Source organism: Lacrimispora brassicae (assembly GCF_054772055.1).
On sequence record NZ_BRYH01000003.1, the window covers coordinates 301,980 to 326,829 of the forward strand.

19 protein-coding genes and 2 riboswitches are annotated in these 24,850 nt (G+C 46.1%); of the genes, 11 read left to right on the forward strand and 8 right to left on the reverse strand.

The genetic code is table 11. From position 1 onward, the window contains the following. Positions 1-93 precede the first annotated feature (93 nt). Entirely contained in the window at positions 94-1,002 is a 909-nt protein-coding gene (locus ACYVD3_RS02750) for an AraC family transcriptional regulator (RefSeq protein ID WP_460640973.1), read from the reverse strand. Positions 1,003-1,235: 233 nt separating this feature from the next. On the opposite strand from ACYVD3_RS02750, the gene ACYVD3_RS02755 reads away from it, so the two are divergent. From ACYVD3_RS02755 to ACYVD3_RS02770, 4 genes are all read left to right on the forward strand, one after another. Next, the gene (locus ACYVD3_RS02755) at positions 1,236-2,549 is read left to right on the forward strand and encodes an ABC transporter substrate-binding protein (protein WP_460640974.1); all 1,314 of its coding nucleotides are present in this window, start codon (positions 1,236-1,238) and stop codon (positions 2,547-2,549) included. An 83-nt stretch (positions 2,550-2,632) separates the two neighbouring features. Next, positions 2,633-3,538, forward strand: coding sequence for a carbohydrate ABC transporter permease (locus tag ACYVD3_RS02760; protein WP_460640975.1), 906 nt, complete (start codon positions 2,633-2,635; stop codon positions 3,536-3,538). 12 nt (positions 3,539-3,550) lie between these two features. After that, on the forward strand, positions 3,551-4,426 hold the full coding sequence (locus tag ACYVD3_RS02765; RefSeq protein WP_460640976.1) for a carbohydrate ABC transporter permease: 876 nt from the start codon (positions 3,551-3,553) through the stop codon (positions 4,424-4,426). A 127-nt stretch (positions 4,427-4,553) separates the two neighbouring features. Then, positions 4,554-6,506, forward strand: coding sequence for a DUF5107 domain-containing protein (locus ACYVD3_RS02770; protein ID WP_460640977.1), 1,953 nt, complete (start codon positions 4,554-4,556; stop codon positions 6,504-6,506). Between the two features lie 90 nt (positions 6,507-6,596). Here the strand turns inward: ACYVD3_RS02770 and ACYVD3_RS02775 are convergent, their stop codons facing one another. After that, positions 6,597-7,982: an alanine/glycine:cation symporter family protein gene (locus tag ACYVD3_RS02775; RefSeq protein ID WP_460640978.1), complete on the reverse strand. Its 1,386-nt coding sequence runs from the start codon at positions 7,980-7,982 to the stop codon at positions 6,597-6,599. 107 nt (positions 7,983-8,089) lie between these two features. Then, positions 8,090-8,182, reverse strand: a riboswitch (glycine riboswitch). Between the two features lie 212 nt (positions 8,183-8,394). Further along, positions 8,395-8,523: riboswitch (SAM riboswitch) on the forward strand. Positions 8,524-8,686: 163 nt separating this feature from the next. On the opposite strand from ACYVD3_RS02775, the gene metK reads away from it, so the two are divergent. The 4 genes from metK to ACYVD3_RS02795 all read left to right on the forward strand — a co-directional run bounded on the left by metK (position 8,687) and on the right by ACYVD3_RS02795 (position 15,427). Further along, positions 8,687-9,874: a methionine adenosyltransferase gene (metK, locus tag ACYVD3_RS02780; RefSeq protein WP_460640979.1), complete on the forward strand. Its 1,188-nt coding sequence runs from the start codon at positions 8,687-8,689 to the stop codon at positions 9,872-9,874. A 470-nt stretch (positions 9,875-10,344) separates the two neighbouring features. Next, complete coding sequence (locus tag ACYVD3_RS02785) at positions 10,345-11,739, forward strand: PTS mannitol transporter subunit IICB (RefSeq protein WP_460640980.1); 1,395 nt, start codon at positions 10,345-10,347, stop codon at positions 11,737-11,739. 249 nt (positions 11,740-11,988) lie between these two features. After that, on the forward strand, positions 11,989-13,332 hold the full coding sequence (locus ACYVD3_RS02790) for a protein-N(pi)-phosphohistidine--sugar phosphotransferase (RefSeq protein ID WP_460640981.1): 1,344 nt from the start codon (positions 11,989-11,991) through the stop codon (positions 13,330-13,332). Further along, positions 13,322-15,427, forward strand: a complete 2,106-nt coding sequence (locus ACYVD3_RS02795; protein WP_460640982.1) for a BglG family transcription antiterminator — start codon at positions 13,322-13,324, stop codon at positions 15,425-15,427. Before ACYVD3_RS02790 ends, ACYVD3_RS02795 begins: the two co-directional genes overlap by 11 nt. 117 nt (positions 15,428-15,544) lie before the next feature. On the opposite strand, the gene ACYVD3_RS02800 is transcribed toward ACYVD3_RS02795, so the two are convergent. From ACYVD3_RS02800 to ACYVD3_RS02825, 6 genes are all read right to left on the reverse strand, one after another. Further along, positions 15,545-16,468 (reverse strand): dihydrodipicolinate synthase family protein, encoded by a 924-nt coding sequence (locus tag ACYVD3_RS02800; protein ID WP_460640983.1) that lies wholly within the window; start codon positions 16,466-16,468, stop codon positions 15,545-15,547. A 14-nt stretch (positions 16,469-16,482) separates the two neighbouring features. Continuing rightward, positions 16,483-17,496, reverse strand: coding sequence for an ABC transporter ATP-binding protein (locus ACYVD3_RS02805; RefSeq protein ID WP_460640984.1), 1,014 nt, complete (start codon positions 17,494-17,496; stop codon positions 16,483-16,485). Continuing rightward, a complete protein-coding gene (locus ACYVD3_RS02810; RefSeq protein ID WP_460640985.1) occupies positions 17,489-18,508 on the reverse strand; it encodes an ABC transporter ATP-binding protein in 1,020 nt (339 codons plus the stop codon). The genes ACYVD3_RS02805 and ACYVD3_RS02810 overlap by 8 nt, the downstream gene beginning before the upstream one ends. 13 nt (positions 18,509-18,521) lie before the next feature. Continuing rightward, positions 18,522-19,439 carry an ABC transporter permease gene (locus tag ACYVD3_RS02815; RefSeq protein ID WP_460640986.1) on the reverse strand — a complete coding sequence of 306 codons (918 nt, stop codon included), beginning with the start codon at positions 19,437-19,439 and terminating at the stop codon, positions 18,522-18,524. A gap of 5 nt (positions 19,440-19,444) precedes the next feature. After that, positions 19,445-20,404 carry an ABC transporter permease gene (locus ACYVD3_RS02820; protein WP_460640987.1) on the reverse strand — a complete coding sequence of 320 codons (960 nt, stop codon included), beginning with the start codon at positions 20,402-20,404 and terminating at the stop codon, positions 19,445-19,447. 67 nt (positions 20,405-20,471) lie between these two features. Continuing rightward, entirely contained in the window at positions 20,472-22,205 is a 1,734-nt protein-coding gene (locus tag ACYVD3_RS02825) for an ABC transporter substrate-binding protein (protein ID WP_460640988.1), read from the reverse strand. 273 nt (positions 22,206-22,478) lie between these two features. On the opposite strand from ACYVD3_RS02825, the gene ACYVD3_RS02830 reads away from it, so the two are divergent. The 3 genes from ACYVD3_RS02830 to pfkB all read left to right on the forward strand — a co-directional run bounded on the left by ACYVD3_RS02830 (position 22,479) and on the right by pfkB (position 24,843). Beyond that, positions 22,479-23,177, forward strand: coding sequence for a FadR/GntR family transcriptional regulator (locus ACYVD3_RS02830; RefSeq protein ID WP_460640989.1), 699 nt, complete (start codon positions 22,479-22,481; stop codon positions 23,175-23,177). 269 nt (positions 23,178-23,446) lie between these two features. Continuing rightward, the gene (locus tag ACYVD3_RS02835; protein WP_460640990.1) at positions 23,447-23,914 is read left to right on the forward strand and encodes a PTS sugar transporter subunit IIA; all 468 of its coding nucleotides are present in this window, start codon (positions 23,447-23,449) and stop codon (positions 23,912-23,914) included. Further along, positions 23,914-24,843: a 1-phosphofructokinase gene (gene pfkB / locus ACYVD3_RS02840; protein ID WP_460640991.1), complete on the forward strand. Its 930-nt coding sequence runs from the start codon at positions 23,914-23,916 to the stop codon at positions 24,841-24,843. Before ACYVD3_RS02835 ends, pfkB begins: the two co-directional genes overlap by 1 nt. The last annotated feature ends 7 nt before the right edge of the window (positions 24,844-24,850 follow it).

Here is a 24,850-nt window from a genome sequence, read left to right on the forward strand (position 1 = left end):
TTCATAAAATAAAGGGGTCATAGGTTTTCTATATAGAACATCGTTTAATTTTTGACAATCAGGTCATTTTTAAATAAGATGCAATGCAAAAGCCTAAAGACTTGTATCCCGCAGCACATTTTTTTCAGACAGCTTTTTAATAGAGGTTGCATACTCAGAAGGAGTCATTCCGGTCAGATGCTTGAATTGCCTGGAAAAATAGTGGACCGAGGTATAACCCAGGTAATTGGCGATCTGGGTAAAATTAAGCTGCCGGTTCCGAATAAGCTGCTTGGCCGCATCTATTTTCATGCCGTTAAAATATTCAATGACGCCTGTATTTCCCTTTTCGTAAAAAAGCTTTTTTAGCTGGGAAGTACTGATTAAATTATCCCGGCTGATCTGGTCAATGGTAAGCTGGGTGCAGATGTTCTTTTCAAAATAACGCAGGATGGTTTCATAGATATCTTCTGCGGAAGGGGTGTTCTTATGAAGGGGCGGAGCCTGGCGGGTAAGGAGAGAGTGGCGGTACATTTGTATCAGGAACTGCTCCAGATAGGTTTTTATCATCTGCTCTCCGGCAAAAGGCCCATGGTCCTTTCTCACCAGCACCTCCTGATAAGGATTATCAAGCCTTCCCTCAAAACAAAGGCGTGCTTCTGCAATGATATGGGCCAGTAGCTCCTGCTCCGCCTGTCCCACCTTCAGGATCTGCTCTTTGAAAAAAGCCATATGGGGTGACTGGCAGTCAAACCCGATGACAACAAGGTTAGGGGCGATGACCCCATTGGCCAGGACCCTGTGGAATTCATTTGGCTGATGGAAAATCACCTCTCCCTTGTGAAGGGTCAGCCGTTCGTGATCGGCCACCACGTCCACCTCTCCCTTATCCACACAAAGCAATTCCCAAAAGTTATGGGATTCCCCTGCAAAGGTGAAGTCACTCATGTATTCAAAATAATGGATGCTGATGATCCGGTGTATGATCAGCTCTTCTCTCAGTTCTGTATACTTATATTTCATACGTTCCCCCTGTTTCTATATGTCAAATGCCGCCTGTTCACAAAATGATGTTGTGCAAATAGCATAGAAGTTATCTGTATTTTAACTTCTAATTATGAAAAAAGCAAATAATAAAAAACTAAAATGTTAAAAATGATAACCTTTTGTACAAAGCATTTTGCCCAAAAGTGTAATAATATAGACTCACCAAGAACATCCAACAGATAAGTTGGATCACAGAGGGAGGTAAAATTATGAAAAAAAGATTTATGGGTATGATGCTGAGTGCGGCTATGGCTGCCGGCCTTCTGGCAGGATGCGCAGGAGGAAATTCCACAGCTACTACAGCAGCCACAACGGCTGCCGGGGCTTCGACTGAGGCACCCAAGGAAACAACTGCAGGTGGCGGAGATGGGCTCCTCTACTGGACCATGTGGGAGGCAACGGAGCCTCAGGGCCAGGCAATTCAGTTGGCTGTTGAAAAATTTACTGCAGATACAGGAGTCAAGGTGGATATTCAGTTCAAGGGACGTACAGGTATCAGGGAAGGCTTGCAGCCTGCTTTGGATGCAGGAACCAACATTGACTTGTTTGACGAGGATATTGACCGTGTGAATACTACATGGGGCCAGTATCTCATGGATCTGGAAGAACTGGCAAAGGCTGGGGACTATGAAGCCAATGCCAATGCAGGCTTAATGGCGGCCTGCAGGGAAGTGGGAAAGGGCACATTAAAATCCATTCCTTACCAGCCCAATGTATTTGCATTTTTCTATAACCAGTCCATTTTTGATGAAGCAGGAATCAAGGAAGTGCCAAAGACCTGGGAAGAGCTGGATGCAGCATGCCAGAAGATCAAGGATGCAGGTTATACCCCTATTACCTGTGATGACGCTTATATTACAGCCATGTTTGGCTATCACATGGCCAGACTTTTAGGCGAACCGGGAACGGAAGCCATTGTAAAAGAAGGCAAATGGGATGACCCCGCAGTCCTTAAGACGGCTCAGGCTTATGAGGACTTTGCAAAGAAGGGATATTTTTCTGAGACCATCGCTTCTAACGTATGGCCTGCAGGACAGAACCAGGAGCTCGCCATGGGAACAGCCGCCATGTATTTAAACGGTTCCTGGCTTCCAAACGAAGTAAAGGATATGGCAGGAGAAGACTTTAAGTGGGGCTGCTTCAGTTACCCTGCACTGGATGGCGGAAAGGATGGAACCAATGCTGCCAACTTCGGCGCTCAGGTTTTAGCTATCAATAAGAATTCCCAAAATGCAGAAAATGCATTTAAGCTGATCCAGTACATTACCCAGGGGGAATTTGACAAGAAGATGTCCGAAATGTCAATGGGCATCCCGGCAGATTCCAGAAATGCAGAATGGCCGGCACAGCTTGCCAGCGTGAAGCCTGTAATGGAAAGCCTTACCGTACGGTATCCATGGGCAGCCGGAGCGGAAGCCAATGCAGACTTAACACCAATTATCAAGGAGAACTTTATGAAGCTTTGCGGCGGTTCCACTACGGCAGCAGAATTCGTAGACGCTCTTAAGGCAGCAGGCAAATAATCCGGATCAGTAAGATTCTATAAGGTGACACCGCCTTGGCGGTGTCACCATGCGATTAAGGAAAGCCGGGGGAGGTATTTAACGTGAAGAAGAATAAGACCATGATTGCCGTATTTCTAACACCGGCGATCCTAATGTTTGTCCTTGTATTCCTTTATCCCATTGTCAGGACGATTTTAATGAGCTTCTTTAAAATCGAAGGAATCACGGATTCTATGGCCAAATGGCAGTTTACAGGACTTGCCAATTACAGCAAGCTTGCGGGAACCAGCCTATTCCGCATATCCATGTGGAATCTGTTCCGCATCTGGCTGATCGGCGGATTGATCGTCATGTCCCTGGCTCTTTTATTTGCGGTTATCATCACCAGCGGGATACGCTTTAAAAGCTTTTTCAGGGCTATGATATATCTTCCCAACGTAGTCAGTGCAGTGGCCCTTGCCACCATGTGGCTCCAGTATGTATACAGTCCTAAGTTCGGTCTCCTTAAAGATGTATTTTCATCCTTGGGTCTTACGTATTTGTCTAAGGTCCAATGGCTTGATAACGATCACAAATTCATGGCCCTTCTCATTGCTTACTGCTTTGGTATGGTAGGATACCACATGCTGATATTTGCAAGCGGAATCGAACGGATCGGAGAGGACTACTATGAGGCAGCCACTCTGGATGGGGCAAATAAGATAAACCAGTTCCGCTACATTACCGTTCCCCTGCTAAAAGGGGTGTTTAAGACCAATATCACCATGTGGAGCGTCACCTCAGTAGGCTTTTTTGTCTGGTCCCAGTTGTTCTCAACGGTTACGGCGGATACCCAGACCATTACCCCCATGGTTTACATGTACATGATGATCTTTGGAGCGGGCAACAGCATGACGGAACGGAATGCAGGCCTGGGAGCAGCAATCGGCGTTCTGTTAAGCATTTGTGTGGTAGCGGTATTCCTGATATGCAATAAACTCATAAAAGATGATGATCTGGAATTCTAAGGAGGGAAACTTATGGCTAAAAAGGGAAAATCTATGGAGCCATTTAACTGGAAAAGAGAGCTTAGGCTTTTTCCGGGATATCTGCTCCTGACTGTCTGGATTTTATTTACACTTGTACTGCTGGGCTGGGTTGTAGCCGCCAGCTTTTCTACCACAAAGGCCATTTTTTCAGGCCGTATCTTATCCCAGGGGATCCATTTTGAAAACTATGTAAAGGCATGGACCAATTCCAATGTGTCCACCATTTTCTTTAATTCCCTGATGTATTCCGTTGTTTCCTGTACGCTTCTGGTTCTGATCTGCGCACCTGCCGCCTACGTGCTGTCCCGTTTTAAATTTGCAGGGAATAAAACGATCCAGACCAGTCTTGTATCCGCCATGGGAGTGCCTGTGGTAATGATCGTTCTTCCCCTGTTCAGCCTGATCGCCGGAATGAACGTGTTAAACAACTATGTTGCAAACAAGGCGGTGCTGATCTTCCTTTACGTGGGGATCAATGTTCCTTATACAACGATTTTTCTCCTCACATTTTTTGCCAATATTTCCAGGGCTTACGAGGAAGCGGCAGCCATTGACGGCTGTCCTCCCATGAAGGCTTTCTGGCTGATCATGTTTCCCATGGCCCAGTCCGGAATCATAACGGTAACTATTTTCAACTTTATCAATATATGGAATGAGTATTTCATTTCCCTGATTTTTGCCAACTCCGACAGGGTGCGGCCGGTTGCGGTGGGACTGTATTCCATGATCAACTCCATGAAATATACGGGAGACTGGTCAGGGATGTTTGCTTCCGTTATCATTGTATTTCTTCCTACCTTTATCCTTTATATCTTTTTGTCGGAGAAGATCATTGCCGGTATTACCGGAGGCGGGGTCAAAGGGTAAGCCGGTATCATTTGAAATTCATTAGGGGGGATAAGGAATGACAGGGAAGGAAGTTACTTTAAAATAGAGGATGCCATACAAAGTATAGATTATAAAGGAAACATTAAGCCGCCAGAGGGGGATTGGAATGGAACCGCAATTAACATTTTCAGAAATCAGCATGGAAGTCAGCGATTTAGGGCCGGATTCCGTATTGCCGGATATTTTGGGAGAACTCAACATACAAAATAAAGTGAATTCTATACTCAATGAATATGAAGAAATCTATGAAGGCTATGGCCAGCTTCAAAGTGTTTATCCATACCGCCTGCAAAATACTTATAACCGTAAACTAAAACCGGAGGAGGTTTCTGTTGCCATCCTTGAAAATGACTATCTGAAGGCGACCTTTCTTCCAACCTATGGCGGAAGGCTCTGGAGTTTAATTGACAAGGAGACTGGAACAAACTTATTATATACCAATGATGTCATACGCCCAAGCAATCTTGCGCTGCGAAATGCCTGGTTCAGCGGAGGTGTGGAATGGAATATTGGAATGATCGGACATCATCCTTTCACCATGTCCCAGGTATTCACCGCCAAACTGAGCCTGGAGGATGGGATCACACCTGTTTTACGGTTCTATGAGTTTGAACGGATTCGAAAAGTAACATATCAGATTGATTTCTGGCTTGATCAAGAGAGCAGATACTTAAACTGCAGAATGCGCATCCATAACCAGAATGAACAGGTTGTTCCCATGTACTGGTGGAGCAATATGGCAGTTCCGGAGTATCCGGGCGGGAGAGTGATTGTCCCTGCAAAGGAGGCATATACAAATACCGGCGGCACAATAGAGAAGGTATCCATACCTTACGTCCGGGACACTGATGTGACAGACTATGGTAACATTGAGACTCAGGTAGATTATTTTTTTGATATTCCGGAGAAAGAATTAAAATTCATTGCAAATGTAAATCAAGAGGGTTATGGATTGCTCCAGATGTCCACAAACCGCCTTCGAGGGCGCAAGCTTTTCTGCTGGGGGAAGAGCGAGGGGTCTGACCGGTGGCAGGAATTCCTGACAAAAGAGGCAGGAAGATATGTGGAGATTCAGGCTGGTCTTGGCAAAACCCAATACGGCTGTATTCCTATGGCCCCCAATACTGCCTGGGAATGGATTGAGCAATATGGCCCGGTACAGATATCAAAGGATGCTCTGCAGGATTTCCCATCAGCACAGAAAGCGGTTTGCTCTTGTATAAGTGAGCTGGCTGAATTTAATACTCTGGAAGAGAAACTTTTGAAGACCCGTCAATTGGCAAAAACAGAAGGAACCGTTATCCATAGAGGAAGCGGATATGGTAAATTAGAAAACCGGCTGCGGGAAGAACGCCATCTTCCTCCTCTTGCCCCCCAACTGGATTTTAGCAGTCCTGATACCAGGCAAAAGGAATGGGAAGACTTCTTACAGAGGGGAAAATTTTCTTCCCCCGATCCGATGCAGGCGCCGGAAGATTATTTTCTGGACAATTATCTTTACCAGAGATTAAGTGATTACGTTAAGGAAAAAGATTCCCATAATTGGTATGCCTGGCTTCATCTTGGCTTTCATGCCTATTATTGCAGGGATTTTTCAAAAGCAAAGAAAAATTTCTTGAATTCAGATAACTGCTCCGAAAATCCATGGGCAAAACTGGGGTTAGCCGCGGTTTATAAGTTAGAGAAGGATAAGCAGAGTGCCGTATCTTATGCATTAGAAGGCATGAAACGATACCGTAATAGCCTGTCTTATACAAAAGATGTATTTAAACTGTTAAATGATTGTGGCGCATACGGTGAGATGAAAGAATTGTACTTAGGCCTTCCGGATAACATCGCAGGGGAAGGCAGAATAAGGCTTTACTACATTATTGCCTTAAAGGAGCTTGGAGAATTTGATCAGGCGTATGAGCTGTTGATGAAGGACGGCGGTTTGATCGTAGAAGATATACGGGAAGGTGAGGATGCAATAGGAACTTTGTGGCAGGAGATTTACCGGAAGCTCTACCCGGAGGGCCAGGAAAAAACACCCCATGTATTCTGTTTTAAATCCTTTTAGCTAATGAAATGGAAAATGCCTCAAAAAATGATGTCTGGTAATACCTGCTTTATGGCGGTATGCTATGATATCATTTTTTGAGGCATTCTTTTATTTATCTATAACCGGAATGGGTGTTTCGTCTCTTTCATCCAAATGATTTAAATAATACTTGGTGTCCTTAGCCACCACACCTGACAGAAGCAGCACAGCCACGAGATTGGGAATCGCCATCAGTGCGTTGAGAATGTCCGAAATTGTCCACACTAAATCCAGGGACAGCACAGGGCCTATAACGACGATTGCAATGAAGATGATCTTGTAGGGCAGCATACCCTTAGTGCCGAATAAGTACTCACAGCAGCGTTCCCCGTAATAAGACCAGCCAAGTATGGTGGAATAGGCAAAGGTGATGATGCCGATTACCAGAATCACCGGGCCGAGGACAGGGATCTGGCTGAAAGCGGCGGTGGTCATCTGACCGCCGTTTTGGATCATATCCATGTTGATGTCCGGGTTTTTCATGATGGTCGAAACCAGAACCAGACCGGTCATAAGGCAGACAATGACCGTATCCCAGAAAGTACCGGTTGAGGACACCAGTGCCTGACGTACGGGATTTCGAGTCTGTGCAGCCGAAGCCACCAGCGGCGCAGACCCCATACCCGACTCATTGGAAAACAGGCCCCGGGCAATACCGTACTGCATGGCAAGCATAATACCGCGGCCAGCCAGACCGCCTGCAACTGCGCCGGGCTGGAAGGCCAGGGTTACAATCGCCTTAAGTGCCGGAATGATGAAATCAGCGTTGATAACCAGAATGATCAGGCAGCCGGCCACATAGAAAAACGCCATAAAGGGTACAAGCTTTTCACACACAGTTGCAATGGACTTGATGCCGCCGATAATGACCACAGCGGTGATGCCGCCAAAGACAAGACCGATTACAATGCGGGGGATGGGCAGAGGTACATTGTTTTCAATGATCTCCGCAATGGCGTTGATTTGTGTACCGCTTCCAATGCCAAAGGAAGCAAACATGGCAAACAGGGCAAAGAGTGTTCCCAGCCACTTCAGACCCAGTGCCCGTTCCAGTACATACATGGCACCGCCCTGCATACGGCCGTCTCTGGTCTGCACACGGTATTTGACCGCAATCAGGGATTCTGCATATTTGGTAGCAATGCCGAATACACCGGTCAGCCAGCACCAGAGGACAGCCCCCGGACCGCCTAAGAATACCGCCGTACCTACACCTACAATATTGCCCGTACCGATGGTGGAGGCAAGTGCAGTAGTCAGGGCCTGAAACTGGCTGACCTCACCTGGTGAATCAGGGTCTTTTGTTACAGACAGCTTAATGGCTGTAAAGGTTTTGCGCTGTACAAAGCCCGTGCGCACGGTCATAAACAGGTGGGTGCCAAAAAGCAGTACGATCATGGGTATCCCCCATATCGCTGAGTCCAGCTTGTTAAAAAATTCAACAATTATTTGCATTAGTTTACTACTTCCCTTCCTTCATAATTTTTTGTACAAAAAAAGTGGGATATACTCCCACTTACAAAAAAACAGAGATCATGCGATATTCCAAAAAGAAAGGGAAAAAATCGCCTCTGTCCTTTTGCCTGAGAGTTTCGCGCCTAAGCGCTTGCCCCTTCGGCCCCTGCATGATTGCAGGCGTCTCCAGAGTGCCATCCACCCACGGTCTGCGCTGTGCGCATTCCGCAGATTTCATATGGCGAAAATAAAAAGAATAGCGTCATTATACAATAGGGTACCGGTTTTTGCAAGAACTTTATTCATTGCTGTAAAGGCCAGAATTTCCTTGACAGTTGTTTTTAAATACGATAAAATATAAATGCAGTGAATGCTGCATACAATTGAATAACAAATGAAAAGTACGTAATATCCCTTATTCAGAGTGATGGAGATACAAAGGATCTGTGAAGTCACGGCAACCCCGACCGGAAATGATGGCGCTTCGCCATAAAGAGCGGCTGGAAGGTGCCAACCTGAGCGAGAAATCGAGCAATAAGAGGATTTGATACATTGTTGAATCAAGTCCGCGTTGCTGCGGACTTTTCTTTTTGTTATTCCCCCATGTGATATCAAGGAGGAACGCCCTGGGGACGTACCTATACACCCGGTGAAACGGGGTAGGTTCTGCCCAAAGAGCGTAGCAAGAAGGAGGAAATGACAACATGGAAAAATTATTATTTACTTCCGAGTCCGTTACAGAAGGACATCCGGATAAAATGTGTGACCAGATTTCCGATGCGATTCTGGATGAGATGTTAAAGCAGGATCCCATGAGCCGTGTGGCCTGTGAAACCTGCTGTACCACAGGTCTTGTTATGGTTATGGGGGAAATAACCACCCATGCCTACGTAGACATTCAAAAAGTGGTACGGGAGACCGTAAGGGAAATCGGTTATGACCGTGCAAAATACGGGTTTGACTGCGATACCTGCGGCGTTGTGGTAGCCCTGGATGAGCAGTCGCCGGACATTGCCTTAGGCGTTGACCGTGCACTGGAAGCAAAGGAACACAAAATGTCTGACGAAGAGATCGATGCCATCGGAGCAGGGGATCAGGGAATGATGTTTGGCTTTGCCAGTAACGAAACGGAAGAGTACATGCCATACCCCATCGCTCTTGCCCACAAGCTGGCTCTTAAGCTTACAAAGGTCCGCAAGGATGGAACACTGACTTATCTCCGTCCCGACGGAAAGACCCAGGTAACAGTGGAATACGATGAAGACGGCAAACCTCTCCGTCTGGATGCCGTGGTTTTATCCACTCAGCATGACGAGAACGTGAGCCAGGAACAGATTCATGCAGACATTAAAAAATATGTATTTGACGAAGTTCTGCCGGCAGAGCTGGTGGATGATAATACCAGATTCTACATTAACCCCACCGGGCGCTTTGTTATCGGAGGCCCTCACGGAGACAGCGGCTTAACCGGCCGTAAAATCATCGTAGACACCTATGGCGGCTATGCCCGTCATGGCGGCGGCGCATTTTCAGGCAAGGACTGTACCAAGGTGGACCGTTCCGCTGCTTATGCTGCCCGCTACGTTGCAAAGAACATGGTGGCAGCAGGTCTGGCCGACAAGTGCGAGATTCAGCTTTCCTATGCCATCGGCGTGGCTCACCCCACTTCCATCATGGTGGATACCTTTGGAACCGGAAAACTGAGCAATGAAAAGCTTGTGGACATCATACGCCAGAATTTTGACCTTCGTCCGGCCGGAATCATCAAGATGCTGGATTTACGCCGCCCCATCTACAGACAGACTGCGGCTTACGGTCATTTTGGAAGAAATGATTTAGACGTGCCCTGGGAAAAGCTTGATAAAGTGTCCCTTTTAAAAGAATATTTATAATATCTAACATATGAGAAGGATGCCGCAAAATCAGTTGATCCATAGCTGATGAGGGGCATCCTTTTCTATATGTATATGGATAAAGTCAGATAAACTTCCAGCCCCTATGGTCTGTACTTTCTTAAAGCATCATTTCTCCCACTTCCCTCCATTAGATTGATTCTTATACGGCTGATTTCTATAAGGCTGATTCCTATAAGGCCAATTCCTATAAGACTGATTTTTATGAGACGGATCCTCATGGACAAGGCTTTGAAACAGGTTATACGTGAATTTCATGAAGGGATGGGGCAAAGGCCTTATGGTCTTTAATGTTTGGCACTAAAACTAGCGCCAAATCCCCGTTTCTTCGTGTTGAAATCTGAAGCTGTCATTGATTATAATAAGGCTATGAAAAGGAATTGATTGGCCAATCATACCTTCCACGGATCACAGAGTAAATACTATATAATGAAGTGAGGGTATGTAATATGAAAGAGAAGGTACAAGTATTTGGCCGCTTTTTAAGCGGTATGGTAATGCCGAACATCGGTGCATTTATTGCATGGGGACTGATTACGGCATTGTTTATTCCCACGGGCTGGTACCCCAATGAAACCCTGGGTGCCCTGGTCTCTCCTATGGCCAGTATGCTGCTGCCGCTTTTGATCGCCTATACAGGCGGTACGGCAGTTTACGGTCAGCGGGGCGGCGTGATCGGTGCGATTACAGCCATGGGCGTGATCGTAGGTTCCAGTGTTCCTATGTTTATCGGTGCGATGATCGTAGGACCTGTCAGCGCCTGGGTGATTAAGCAGTTTGACCGCAAGGTGGAGAGCAAGATCCCTGCCGGATTTGAGATGCTGGTAAATAACTTTTCCATGGGCATCATCGGTGCGATCCTGACAGTTATCGCACTGAAGGGAGTTGTGCCTTTCGTTGAGGTAATGAACCGGGTAATGGAGGCAGGCGTCGGATTCTTTGTGGACAATAAGCTGCTTCCTCTGGCAAGTATCTTTATTGAACCTGCCAAGATTTTGTTCTTAAACAATGCGATCAACCATGGAATCCTTTCACCTATGGGAATCCAGCAGGTAGAGGAAATCGGAAAATCCATTTTCTTTCTTCTGGAAGCAAACCCGGGACCTGGGCTGGGCGTTTTACTGGCTTACTGCCTTGCAGGTAAGGGATCTGCCAAGAGTTCGGCACCTGGCGCCATTATCATTCACTTTTTTGGCGGAATCCATGAGATTTACTTCCCATATATCCTGATGAATCCTCTTTTACTTCTGGCGGTTATATCAGGCGGAGCCAGCGGAATTTTTGTATTCCAGCTCCTTGGTGTGGGATTGACCTCACCGGCATCTCCTGGAAGCATCCTGGCCGTACTTGCAATGACACCAAGAGGCGGATACTTTGGCGTGCTGGCAGGTGTTGTGGTAGCTGCTGCGGTTTCCTTCCTTGTGGCTCTTCCTCTGCTGCGGTTTGCAGGAAAAAGCGGAGATCTGGATGAATCTAAAGATAAGGTTAAGCAGATGAAGCAGGAGTCCAAGGGAAATTATACAGTGGAAAAGAAAGCAGTTTCTGGGGGAAATGTTAAAAAAATCGTATTTGCCTGTGATGCAGGTATGGGTTCCAGCGCTATGGGCGCCACGGTATTGAAAAAGAAGCTGGCAGCAGCAGGATTCGGAGATATTGAGGTGGCTCACGCACCAGTGTCCTCAATTCCCCAGGATGCCCAGATTGTGGTGACTCATAAAGAATTGAGGGAACGTGCGGCTCACAGCAATTCAGAGGCACAACTGGTTTTGATCACCAATTTTCTGGCAGCTCCGGAATATGACCAGTTGGTAGAATCGTTAAAAAGCAATGAAATAAATTTATAGAAAAAGAACAGCCTTTCTGGTATCCGATTGCAAACCATGGTATAATGTACACGAAAGCAATGAGCAGTGCGAAATAAGACAGGGATAAAATTTCGTTGTGCTTGCACATAAGAAATTTTATCCCTGTCTTATTTCATAGGACGAATGCCCGTGAGGTGGTAAAACCTACGGTTTTACCACCTCCACTGCGGATCTAAAATACACCATTTATAACTTATGTATAACGGATTCAAAAGGGGAATTACATAGATGAAAGTAGCGGGGAGAGTACTGAAGTATTATAGCAGGGTGATTGCTGAGTGCATACCTTTGTTTGTGACAGCAGGGCTGCTGTCAGTCTTTTCAGCGGGAATATTCCAGAACCGGCACCTGTATGAAATGTCCAATATTTTATCTTTTCTGGTGATTCCTGTGTTTATGGGATATAAAGCAGGCACAGTGTGCGGCGGGGATGTCGGCGGTTTAGCCGGCACCCTTGCCGCTTCTGCTGTTGTTATGACAGAACCTGCTTCTGCCATGATCCTGTCTGCCATAGCTGGCAGCATCGCCGGTTTTCTCTGCCGGAAAGGGCTGGACCGGATCAAACACCGGATTCCTGCCGGGTTTGAGATGCTTTTCAGCAACCTATACATAGCAGGGCTGGGGCTGCTGGCAGGAGCAGCAGCTTACTTCCTGCTGATACCGGTGGCAGAATGGCTGCTGGGCTTTTTGGGAAATGGCCTGTCATTTATGATAGAAAAGGGAATCATTCCTTTTATCAGTTTTGTGGTAGAGCCGTTAAAAATTATTTTTTTTAATAACTGGATCAATCACGGGTTTTTTCTGCCTCTGGGGCTGGAACAACTGAAAACCCAAGGGAGTTCCATTTTGTTTCTCCTGGAGACCAATCCGGGGCCGGGATTTGGGATCCTTCTTGCTCATGCCCTGGTTTACCGGAACATGAGAAAACAAATGGTTTCCAGCCTTATTATTCAGTCCTTAGGCGGCATCCATGAGGTTTATTTTCCCTATGTGCTGTCAGACATCCGATTATTGGCTGCTGCCATAGCCGGCAGTATTGCAGGAAATTACTGTTTCATGATGACAGACAGCGGGCTTCTGGGGCCGGCGTCTCCCGGAAGCATTATCACCATACTGATTATGGCGGACAAAAAGCATTGGCTGGGCATTGCTATGGGAATCCTTGTTTCCGCTGTGGTGACCTGCCTCTTATCCTGCCTGATCATGTCGGGGAAAAAGGGGAAAGCAGCGATTGAAAAAGGAAATGAACAGAAAGATGAAAAGATGCCGATGAAGAGAATGGAACATGCCAGAATATATTTTGTCTGTGATGTGGGAATGGGCTCCAGTGCCATGGCCAGTGCCCTGTTTAAGAAAAAACTGAGGCTGGAAGGCCTGACAGGCGTGGAAGTATTCCATGTGTCGGCTGACCGGATTCCGGCGGATGCAGATGCCGTTGTCTGTCAGAAGGATTTTGCCCGTTTTCTGTCGGGAATTCATATCCCATGCTTTACTGTGGATAATCTGACGGATATGTCTGGCTATAAGGAACTCCTGAACTGGTTAATGGGAGGTGGAGGAGATGGCAGGTAATGATTTTACGCCCAGGATGCAGCAGATCGTTCTGGCTCTTCTGGAAGAGAATGGGCCTGTTCCTGTGAAGCAGCTTGCAGATCAGATCCATATCAGCAAAAGAACGGTACAAAGGGAGCTGGAATACATTCCCAGGACATTGAAGAAATACGGGCTGACCTTTTGCTCCAAGACAGGGACCGGTATCTGGCTGGAGGGAGACAGGGCTCAGATGGAAGCCTTAAAGGCTGAGCTGGAAGCTGATGATGCCCTTGATGTTTCTGACCGCATCGAACGCCAGAAGCGACTGATTCTGGAAATTCTCAAGGATAAGACACTGAAAAAGCTGTATTATTACAGTGACTTATTCGGAGTCAGCGAGGCCACCGTCAGCTCGGATCTGGAGGCGGTAAAGGAGTGGTTTTACAAGTGTCATCTGGAGATAAAGAGAAAGCCCGGGTACGGCGTGTTCATTGAGGGCAGTGAACGTGATTTCCGCCGGGCCCTGCGGGTGTTTATTGATGAAAATATCCATACGGAGATCATACAGGGGATGTATGAAGACCGGAACCAGTCCGTGTTAAATGTGATTCAGAATAAAAGTGAGAGGAACATTTACAGAATCCTGGATGACGATATTGTAAAACGGGTAACAGCCTGCATTTTAAGGATACGGGATAAGCGCATACTTAACCTGACCCAGGATTCCTACCTTGGGCTGGTGATCCATGTGGCGATTGCCGTAAACCGGATCCGCAGGCAGGAGATCATTGAAGAAAACCCTCTTATGGCGGATTTTCTGCAGAAAGACCAGGATTATGACCTGGCGGAAACTATCACCAAATCTCTGGAAGAAGAATTTCAGATTCAGATTCCTGAAATTGAGTGCGCCTATATCTGCCTTCACATCAAAGGCTCTAAGATCCAGCAGTTGAATATTGACGAGAAGTCAAGAAGTGAAATTGAGGAATCCAGAGAGCTGTGGGAGGTGGTCAATGAAATGATCGACTGCTATAACGACGGCATTGCCTATCTGCTGAAGCAGGATGAGGAATTTGTGATCCAGGGTCTGATCGCCCATTTAAAGCCTACTCTGGTCCGCCTTGCCAATGGGATGAAGATCCAGAACCCTTTGCTGGAGCAGATCAAGCAGGATTATCCGGCCATATTTGAACGGTGCAGGACCGTTGCCAGGGTGATCGAAAGGCGGTATGGGTATGAGGTGCCGGAGCCGGAGATCGGGTTTCTTGCCGTCCACTTCGGTGCGGCAGAGGTCCGGATGGAAAGCAGGAAGGAAAGCCGGAGAAAGGTAAATATAGGGATTGTCTGTGCCAGCGGGATCGGGATTTCCCGGCTCATGTCTTCTAAAATAGCCAGGGATTTTTCCGACAGGGTGGACCTGTCTGTTTATGGAATGACGGACTTATCTCCCTATGTGCTGAGCAAGACGGATTTCTTTGTATCCACAGTGCCCCTTAAAGAGGAGGCGGATATCCTGTTTGTAAGCCCCATGCTTTCCGCTGAAGAGATGGAACGGATTTCTGGAAAGGTGCGCCAGTGTGAATATATGCCTAAAAAGCAGGATAACCAGGAGTTTACCATTCAGTTGGATCAGGTGAATTTCATGGCTGTTCAGATCAAAAATGTCATAAGATTCATGGAATACCAGCGGGTTGACAATGGGATCACCTTTGAGGAACTGTTGATTGCCGTCAGCGAAAAATTGGCTTCCTACGCAGACCGGCAGAGCATGATCCAAGAGGATTTAATGAGGAGAGAACGGCTGTGCAGCCAGATATTCCCCGATTTCAGCTTTGCCCTGCTTCATGCCAGGACCGAAGGTGTGGTAAAGCCGGTGTTTTCGGTCTGCCAGACAAAAGACGGAGCGGTTTTTAGAGACCCTTATTTTAAGGGGGTATGTGTGGTCCTGGTCATGCTGGTGCCAAAAGATGACCATGGGGCAGAAAACAGCGAGATCCTTGGGGTGTTAAGCGAGCGGCTGATCGAGGAGGAAGAGTTTCTGGAAGCCGTGAGATATGGAGGAAAAGAAGAGATAAGAGCTCTTGTTTCCCAGTATTTGAATCAATATTTCAGACATTATCTGGATAAGATGTGATTTATATGGGTAATTGTTAACTGATTTTTCTCCACTGAATATCATGGATAAAAGGCAGATGTCCCAATAGAATAAGAAACCCCATTTTGCAGTTCAAAAATGGGGTTTCCCAGCAGCCTAAAAACGGAACATATCCAGATCTTCAGCTTGATACTTTTCCCTGATTTTCCTTAATTTTATCTTTAAATCAGCAAGCTCTTCATCCTTATAATTATAGAATGGCCGCCTGGAATATCCTCCTTCAAGCCCTCGCCATCTCATCAGGCTATGTACACAGGAGGGAAAATCGTATTGTAGGCAGGCAAAGATAAATTCATCTGCAATCCGCTGCAGTCGGATGCCGCCCGGTACATCGCTGTTTTGAACGCATCGGTATATTTTTTGGTATATTTCCGGGATGACATTATAGAAGGAGCCAATAAGCCCGTCCGCTCCAAAGCACAATCCGGAAAAAGCCATCTCATCGCATCCCGAATAGATCATAAAATCCTTTCCCAGCATTTCTTTTATAGAGCCCATCTCATCATGGCTCCTGGCGGTATATTTCAATCCTTTTACATGATCGATCTCAGCGATTTTAAGGATTAAGTCTTTGTCCATGATTCCAGCCAGTTGAATGTTGTAAACAATCATAGGAAGACTGGTGGATTTTGCAATGTCATTATAGTAATGATAAATATCTTCTTTTGAAAACTTCCAATAGAAAGGAGGAACAGATGAAATGGCATCTGCTCCTGCTGCTTCTGCATGTTCTGCCAGCCCTATGCTCTTTCTGGTTCCGATATCCCCTACGTGAACAATTACCGGTACCCTTCCCTTTACCTGGTCGATAACGATATCCACTACACGATTTCTTTCTTCCGGTGTCATGGTAAAACATTCTCCTGTACTTCCGGTTAAATAAAATCCATTTACCCCTGCTCCAATCATAAATTCTGTCATATTTCTTGTACAGGCCTCGTCTATATTCTCCTTTTCATCAAAAAATGACATGGCTGCAGGAATAACTCCTTTAATATCCGTAATTTTATATTTACTCATTTTAACCTCCAGATTTATAAGTTTTCGGCCAAATGACAGCATACCAGATGCTCATGGCCGTTATGATCGATTCTGTGTGCTCCGGGTATTTCCGTCCTGCAGCGAGGAACGCATTTAGGGCAGCGGGGATGAAAGGGGCAGCCACCGGGCGGATCCACCGGACTTGGGACATCTCCCTGCAGCGGAATCCTCTTACGGCGCCTGTTAATATCAGCAATGGGAATGGCGCTTAACAGGGCTTCCGTATATGGATGCAGGGTATTCTCAAAAATCTCCTGGGTCTCCGCCAGTTCCACAATATGTCCCAGATACATTACTGCAATTCGGTCACTGATATACTCGACTACAGACAGATCGTGAGTTATGAACATATAGGTCAGATTCTTCTTTTCCTTCAATTCCTTTAACAGTTGTAAAACCTGGGCCTGAATGGAAACATCCAGTGCAGAAACCGCTTCGTCACATACAATAAACTCGGGATCCACGGAAAGCGCCCTTGCTATGCCGATCCGCTGTCTTTGTCCTCCGGAAAACTCATTGGGATACCGTTCCATGTACTCCTGGGGAAGATTTACCTCCTCCAGAAGTTTTGCTATCTTCTTCCGCCTTTTCTTTTTGCTTTTCATTCCAAACCGGATCAACGGCTCCTGCATCGTACCGAATATGGTAAAAGAGGGATTAAGAGATGAATAGGGGTTCTGGAAAACGATCTGCATCTTTTTACGTGCATCGTCCAGTACCTTTTTCGGTACCTTTGTAATGTCCTTCTCACCTTCTGGAAAATGGTAGATCACTTCTCCTGAAAACGGCTTGATCAGTTGCAGAATACTTTTCCCCAACGTGGTTTTTCCACAGCCCGATTCCCCCACGACTCCAAGGATTTCTCCCCTGAAAATATCCAGATCCACGTGGTCCACCGCCTTTACATAACCGGCAGTCCTTTTACATATTCCCTTCCTGACCGGGTAGTAGGTCTTTAATCCTTTCACAGAGATTAATATTTCTTTCCTCTCCTTGTTTTCATTCATGTTGCTGGCCCTCCTCCTTTAAACGGTCATGACAGCACCGGCACATATGCCCGGGAGTGGTCCAATGCTCATCCGGAAGCCTTTCCTCGCAGACCGGTGCGGCATATGGACATCTTGGCGCAAACTGGCAGCCTGGCGGACGGTTATAAGGATCCGGAGTGGATCCTTTAATGGGCTCAAGCTTCTGCTTTTTTCCTCGTCCCAGAACAGGAATGGAATTCAGAAGTGCCTTTGTATAAGGATGGGAAGGCTTCGTCAGGACCGACGTAGCCTCTCCGCACTCTACGATATTTCCCATATACATCACCGCAACATCATCTGCCAGTTCGGCCACTACCCCCATATCATGGGTAATCAACAGGATAGCGGTATCATTGTTATTTTTTAAATCCAGCATCAATTCGAATATCTGAGCCTGAATCGTTACATCCAGGGCCGTAGTCGGTTCATCTGCGATCAGTACTTTGGGCCTGCAGCTCATTGCCATGGCAATCATCGCGCGCTGGCACATTCCTCCGGAAAACTGATGAGGGTATTCATAAAACCGTTTTTCAGGCATCGGGATTCCCATTTCCTTCAAAAGTCCGATGGTAGCCCTTGTTGCTTCCGCTTTGTTTTTCGCTCTCCCATGAGATAGAAGTGCTTCATTGATCTGGTATCCAACGGTAAACACCGGATTAAGCGCCGTCATGGGATCCTGGAATATCATGGAAATACCGCTGCCCCTAATCTTACGCATTTCACTTCCTTTTCTCTTTAGCTGATCGATCCGGATATCCTTACCATCGTTAAAAAAATGAATCGCACCTTTTTCAATCCTGGAAAGATCCGGAAGCAGTCCCATAATAGAATTTGCAGTAACCGATTTTCCGCAACCGCTCTCACCTACGATACATAGAATCCTTCGCTTTTTTAAATCAAAGTTGATTCCTCTGATTACCTGATTGCAGCGATCATTATTATAAAAGTTCACATGGAGGTTTTTAACACTTACTACCGTATCATGACTCATCTGACTTTCCTCCTTAACCAATTTGAGACGGATCTGCTGCATCTCTTAAGCCATCGCCAATAAAGTTGATGCTGATAACAAACAGGGTTACCACAACACCGGTAGGTAGCCAAACCCACCATGCATCCCTTAGTATCATAATATCCTGCGCCGCATTTAGTATATTTCCCCAGGTAGCCACCTCCAGCGGAACACCCAGCCCAAGGAAACTAAGTGATGTCTCCTGAAGAATGAACATAGCCGTTGACAATGTTATGTTAACAAAAATAGGGCCAACTGCGTTTGGAAGCATATGAAAGAAAGCAATCCTCATGGATCCTATGCCAAACGCCTTTAAGGCCTGGACATATTCCTCCTCCCGAAGAGAAAGCATCTGGGATCTGGCCATTCGGTACATGGATGGCCAGCCGGTTATGGAAAATATGAAAATCAGATTCCACAGGCTCTGCCCGGTTATGGTCACAAGGATCAGTACCATTATCATCTGGGGAAACGCCATTAAGATCTCTGAAAACTTCATGACAATCCCGTCTGCCAGCCCTCCTTTATAACCCGCAATTGTACCCAGAGAAACACCGAACAGCGTAGCAATCAACGCAGATCCTAATCCTACCGCAATGGAAATTCTGCCTCCATACAAGATCCTTGCAAAAATATCACGTCCGATTTTATCCGTACCAAGAATGTGTTTCGCTGACGGCGCCTGCAGGATGCTCCTTAAATCGATCTTGGCAGAGGAATGGGACGTGATAAGGGGAGCTGTAAAGCAGATAAAAAAGATAATAATAAAAATAATAAGACCCGCAATGGAAAGTTTATTGGCAAGCATTTTCCTTAACACCCTGCTTTTCAACCGTTTCTTTGCTTTCCCGGATTCCTCCTGAGCAAGGATACGATCCATTTTTTTCTCTAATGCACTCATAGATCCCATTCCTCCTAACTCAGTTTTATTCGGGGATCCAGCATAGCGGTGACTAAATCAACCAAAATGCTTGACACCAGAACGATCAGCACGGAAAAAAATCCAATCATCATGACAAGAGGAGTGTTCTGCGCACGCACGGCCTTGATGAACAGGCCGCCGATTCCAGGCCACTGGAATACCTCCTCCACAACAACAGCACCTCCGATTAGCATGGGCAGTCGGAATCCGATCAATACCACAACAGGGGTCACCGCCGCCCTGAGACCATGCAGGAGATTCACCCTCCACTCTGGGATTCCTTTTGATCTTGCGGTCTTCATATAATCCCTGCCCATGGATTCCAGCATGCTGCCCCGCGCATACCGCATAACACCGGCTGTCATGGAAAAGCCCAGGACCGCAGCCGGCATGATTAAGTACGGCAATCTCTGAATGAAGCTCTGTCCGGCATAAGCCATCCGCCCTCCTACCGGGAGAATGCTGTGATGCAGAGCCAGTGCATTGATACAGATGAGGCCGAATAAAAATTGTGGGATCGCCACACCGATCATTCCCACTATGTCCAGGATATGATCCAGTACACTTCCCTTTTTCAGGGCACTGATCACCCCCAGAAAAATACCGAATACGGAAGACATGATCAGGGATGCTACAGATAATTCAATTGTTGCCGAAATATGATTTCTCATAATTTCCGCAACAGGTACTCCAGACTGAAGGGAGTAGCCAAAGTCACCGTGCAGGATACCCATCAGCCATTTAAAGTACCGGATGACAAACGGATCATTCAGGCCAAGAGAGATTCTCATCTGATCAAGCTGTTCCGCCGACATAGTGGAAAGCGCATCCGGCGGAATAAGGAAATCAACCGCGTCGCCTGGCATCAGTTCAATTCCCAAATAAATGAGAAAGCTGATGACTAGCATCATTGGAATTAATGATAAAATCTTTCTGATTGTATAAGTAGCCATTTAATTCCTCCTGTTATAAACGGTGAACCGTGTCAGATCCACCGTTTATATGCTTCATCAATTGAGATTACTTAATATTTGCGTCATGGGGAAACTGATTGATAAAAAAGCATCTTGTATATCTGATATTTGCCGTATTGACTTTCATACGATCCATGGTTTCGATTGCCTTTGCTTCATCCGTAGACTTAGACCATGCATAGTCAATCTTGCCTGCTCCCGCATTCTTTACAAGATTTGCATCATTTTCACTGCTTGCAAACATGTAAATTGTTTCGATATTGCCGTTTCCGGTCTTGTAATAGCCATTCCATCTTTTTAAGGTTGCGTAATTGTTCAGCACGACGTCATCAACCCTGTATGGTCCGGATCCGATTGGTTTTTGCCAGAATCCATCCTGCTGCAGAGCTGCCGGGTCTGCATTTTCAAGACAGTGTTTGGGAAGAATGGGCCACTGAGCAAATACTAAAAGTGCATTGGCGGAAACCTGATCAAAATTGACCGTGATCTTATTCCCATCGGTTACTACGCCTTCTAAATGGTCCGTTTTTCCGTCAATAAAGTCCTGGGCGCCATGGATTGCCTTCATGACTTCCGAAGCAACCGCATTGGTACCGGGAGCCTTAAGCATAAGCTCAATCGTGAACTGGACATCCTCTGCCGTAAGAGGCTGGTCATCGTGCCATTTCAGATTGTCACGAAGCGTAAACTCGATGGATTTGGAATCCTCACTTACCTTATAGTCCTGGGCCAGCATACCTTCCTTAGGATTTAGGTTCTCATCTGCGTTTATAAGCTTATCAAAAATCAATTCCGTATTAATCAGGAGTCCCGGATTTACCAAAGGATACCAGAAAAATTCCTGCGGCCCGCCATTTGTATACAAAGTATGGTCGTCCCGGCTGATCTTCCAGTCCAGGATGTGCTTCTCATATGAGAACTGATCATTCCCGAATCCTGCCCCTGCCATATCAAGATCTTTGCTGGTATAAATAAAGCAGACCTGATGATAAAGAGGCAGTGCAACAACATTCTCTGCCACATAATTCTGGATTTCACCAAACGCCTTTTTCTGCTCGTTGGTATCCATAGTCCCATTGGCAGAAATAATTAATTCATCAAGCCCCTCCTGCTTTGGAACGGTGGAGTTATTGGAAGCAGTCGAACTGAATCTGTTATAGAATTCGGATTCTGCCAATGCAGCCACCGCAGCATAAGCCAGATCCCATTTTACTGCAGAAGGACCTTTTACCCGGTCCACCGGAGGTACCCAAAGCTGTGCGGCCAGATCACCTTCCAGCTTTCTGAACTGGGCCTTAACCCCTACCTCCTGCCAGTACTGCCCAATGATGGTCATCAGGTCAACGGTCTGCTGATCATCGTAATAATATACCACATCAAGGGTATAATCCGATGGCCAGCCAGCTTCCTTTAAAAGCTCTTTTGCCTTTTCCGGATCATACTTATATGTAGGGATATCTGCATTCAGCCAATCTCCGGGGGCGGTAAAGCTTTTTGCTGCCTCCGCTTTGCCGTTAAAGAGTGTCCCAACAATTGCATCCATGTCAATTGCATAAGCCAGGGCCTGTCTGACTCTTAAATCTGCAAGTGGTGTTCCAAGCTTTTCACTGTTTTCTGTACCCTGAATCCCTGTCGTCGAATCCCCGGACCTGGCATTCTCCGTCTTTGTCCCGCTTCCTGTGGTCTCTGATGCTGGCTGTTGTTTTCCGCTGCAGCCGCTCAAGAGTGAAGCTGCCAGGGATGCAGCACATATGATGCTCACAAGTTTTTTTTGTTTCATAATTAACCTCCATTTTTAATTTGTACTTTGTAGTATAAACTATAAACTTGTAACTGATATTTTAAGTTTAATTAACTTTTTTTAAAATGTCAACTAACAATATCGCTGAATATCATACTATTATTTGTCTATTTTTCACATATTTTTCTTTCGAAAAGTTTTTTGTTTTAGTTTTTATGTTTCTTTCATTGACACACTTATATTTATAAATTATAATATTGTGAAAGTTAATACTTTGTACTACAAATATAATTAAGATTGGATTGTTGACTGATGAAAAATTTAAAAACCAGAAAGTTGTATTTACAGGTATACGATGAAATCAAGCAATATATCAAGGAGCATGATCTTCAGCCAGGAGATAAACTTCCCACCGAAATGGAGATCTGCGAGTCATTAGGTGTGAGCCGGAACGTACTCAGGGAAGCACTTAAATCCCTGGAAATCACAGGCGTCGTGACCTCAAAGCCAGGTGTCGGCATCATTATCAGAGAATTTAACTCCGATTTTTTCATGTCTTCGCTGATTTCTCACGTAGACGCTTCCAATGACAGCAAGATTAAGGATTATATTGAGGAGTTACGTCATGTCCTGGAGCTGGGTTTTGATCAGAAAGCCTTCTGCAGTCTGGGGCTGATGGATATTGACCGGATGAATGAACAGGTGGCCATCATGCGAAGCCTTCTTGGTGTGGACAATGGCGGAACAAAGCCGCTTGGCATTGAATTTGCAAAAGCGGATGCCATGTTCCATAAGACCATGTTTTCCAAAGTAGACAATGTACTCCTTTCCTCCATCATTGATTTCTTTTGGGCTTATGACAAATATTACACCACCAAGCTCTCCTCGAAATCCATTGAGATAACGATTGAAAAGCACGAACGTATAATAAAAGCGCTTTATGAGCACGATTATGAAAAATTTCATCAGGCGATGATTTACCATTTTACTTATGAATATCAAAAAAAATAGACAGGTGTTATACATTTTCCTGAACTCAAAAAAAGGTTTATAAGCTCTATGGGCTTATAAACCTTTTTTTGAGTTCCATGTTCTGACAATACAGCACCTACAAGCCGTTTAGTAATTGCAATCGGATAAGGATATTGATCCCGCCTTTTTATGATGCATTTCAGATTTGGCGCCATCAGATGGCGCCAAATGCCATTTTGTTTTCGTTGAAAAAGAGGAGATGCACCCCCTATAATTTACTTAGAACGTTGACACAGGAGGGCAAGAGTGTGTTTGGATACGGAAAAAAGAATGAAGAGAAGAATACAGAGCTTCTGGAACTTGGTAATATCCGTTTGAATTGCAGATCTGGAGAAAAGGAGGCGGTCATAAGGGAAGTGGGACAGATGCTTTGCCAAAGCGGCTGCGTGGAGGAATCCTACATAGAGGCAATGCTTCAGCGGGAGCTGTCATTTCCCACCAACATCGGCAATGGGATCGCACTTCCCCACGGTGTGGAAGAAGCGAAAAAAAACATCAGGCGCTCCGGCATCGCAGTTATGGTATTTCCTGAAGGAACAGACTGGGGAGGAGAAATGGTAAAGCTGGTCATAGGAATTGCAGGGGCAGGAGAGGAACATTTGGAGATACTTTCCGTCATTGCGGAGTGTCTTGCTGATCCGGCGGATGTGGAGCGGATCACTAAGTGCAGTGCACAAGAGATCCATACCATGTTTACTGGAAAGGGGTGTTCCTGATGATTGTTACAGTTACCATGAATCCTGCCATTGATAAAACGGTGGACATTGACAAATTTGAACGGGGAGATTTAAACAGAATAAAACGTGTGGAGCTGGATGCCGGAGGTAAGGGCATTAACGTTTCCAAGACAATCAGGGAATTAGGCGGGGAAAGCATTGCCACGGGTTTTGTGGGAGGAACCAGCGGCACTATCATCAGACAGGTCCTGGCTGACCTTGGTATCCAGACAGATTTCGTAGAAGTAAAAGGGGAGACGAGAACGAATCTGAAGGTGGTGGAGGAAACAGGAGAAGTGACAGAGCTTAATGAGCCTGGACCGGAGGTATCAAAGGAACAGTTGGAGGATTTACTTAACAGGCTGGATGGCTATGCAAAGCCTGATACCCTGTTTATTCTGGCAGGAAGCATACCGGCAGGCATACCAACTGATATATACCGCAGGATCACGGAACAGGTTCATAGGAAAGGGGCAAAGGTTTTGCTGGATGCAGACGGCCCGCTGTTTTCTGAATCCCTAAAAGGGGCGCCTGATATGTTAAAGCCTAACCGCTCCGAGCTGGAGCGGCATTACCAGATGGATTACAGGGCTTCTGAGCAGGAGCTGGTTTCCATGGGAGAGAGGCTTTTGGACCATGGTGCTTCCATGGCTGCGATCTCCCTGGGACAGATGGGAGCCATATTTTTAACAAAGGAAAAAGGGTACCGGTGTCCGGGGCTTCGGGTAAAAGCGCATTCCACCGTGGGAGCCGGGGATGCCCTGGTAGGGGCCATGGCTTACGGCTGGGATGAAAAGCTTCCCCTGGAAACTTGCATCCGCTTATGCATGGGGGCGTCGGCTGGCGCAGTCACCAGCATAGGGACCAAGCCGCCCCACCGCAGTCTGGTAGATGAATTGGCCAGGCAGGTAGAGCTGTTGGAAATATAGAGTGAAA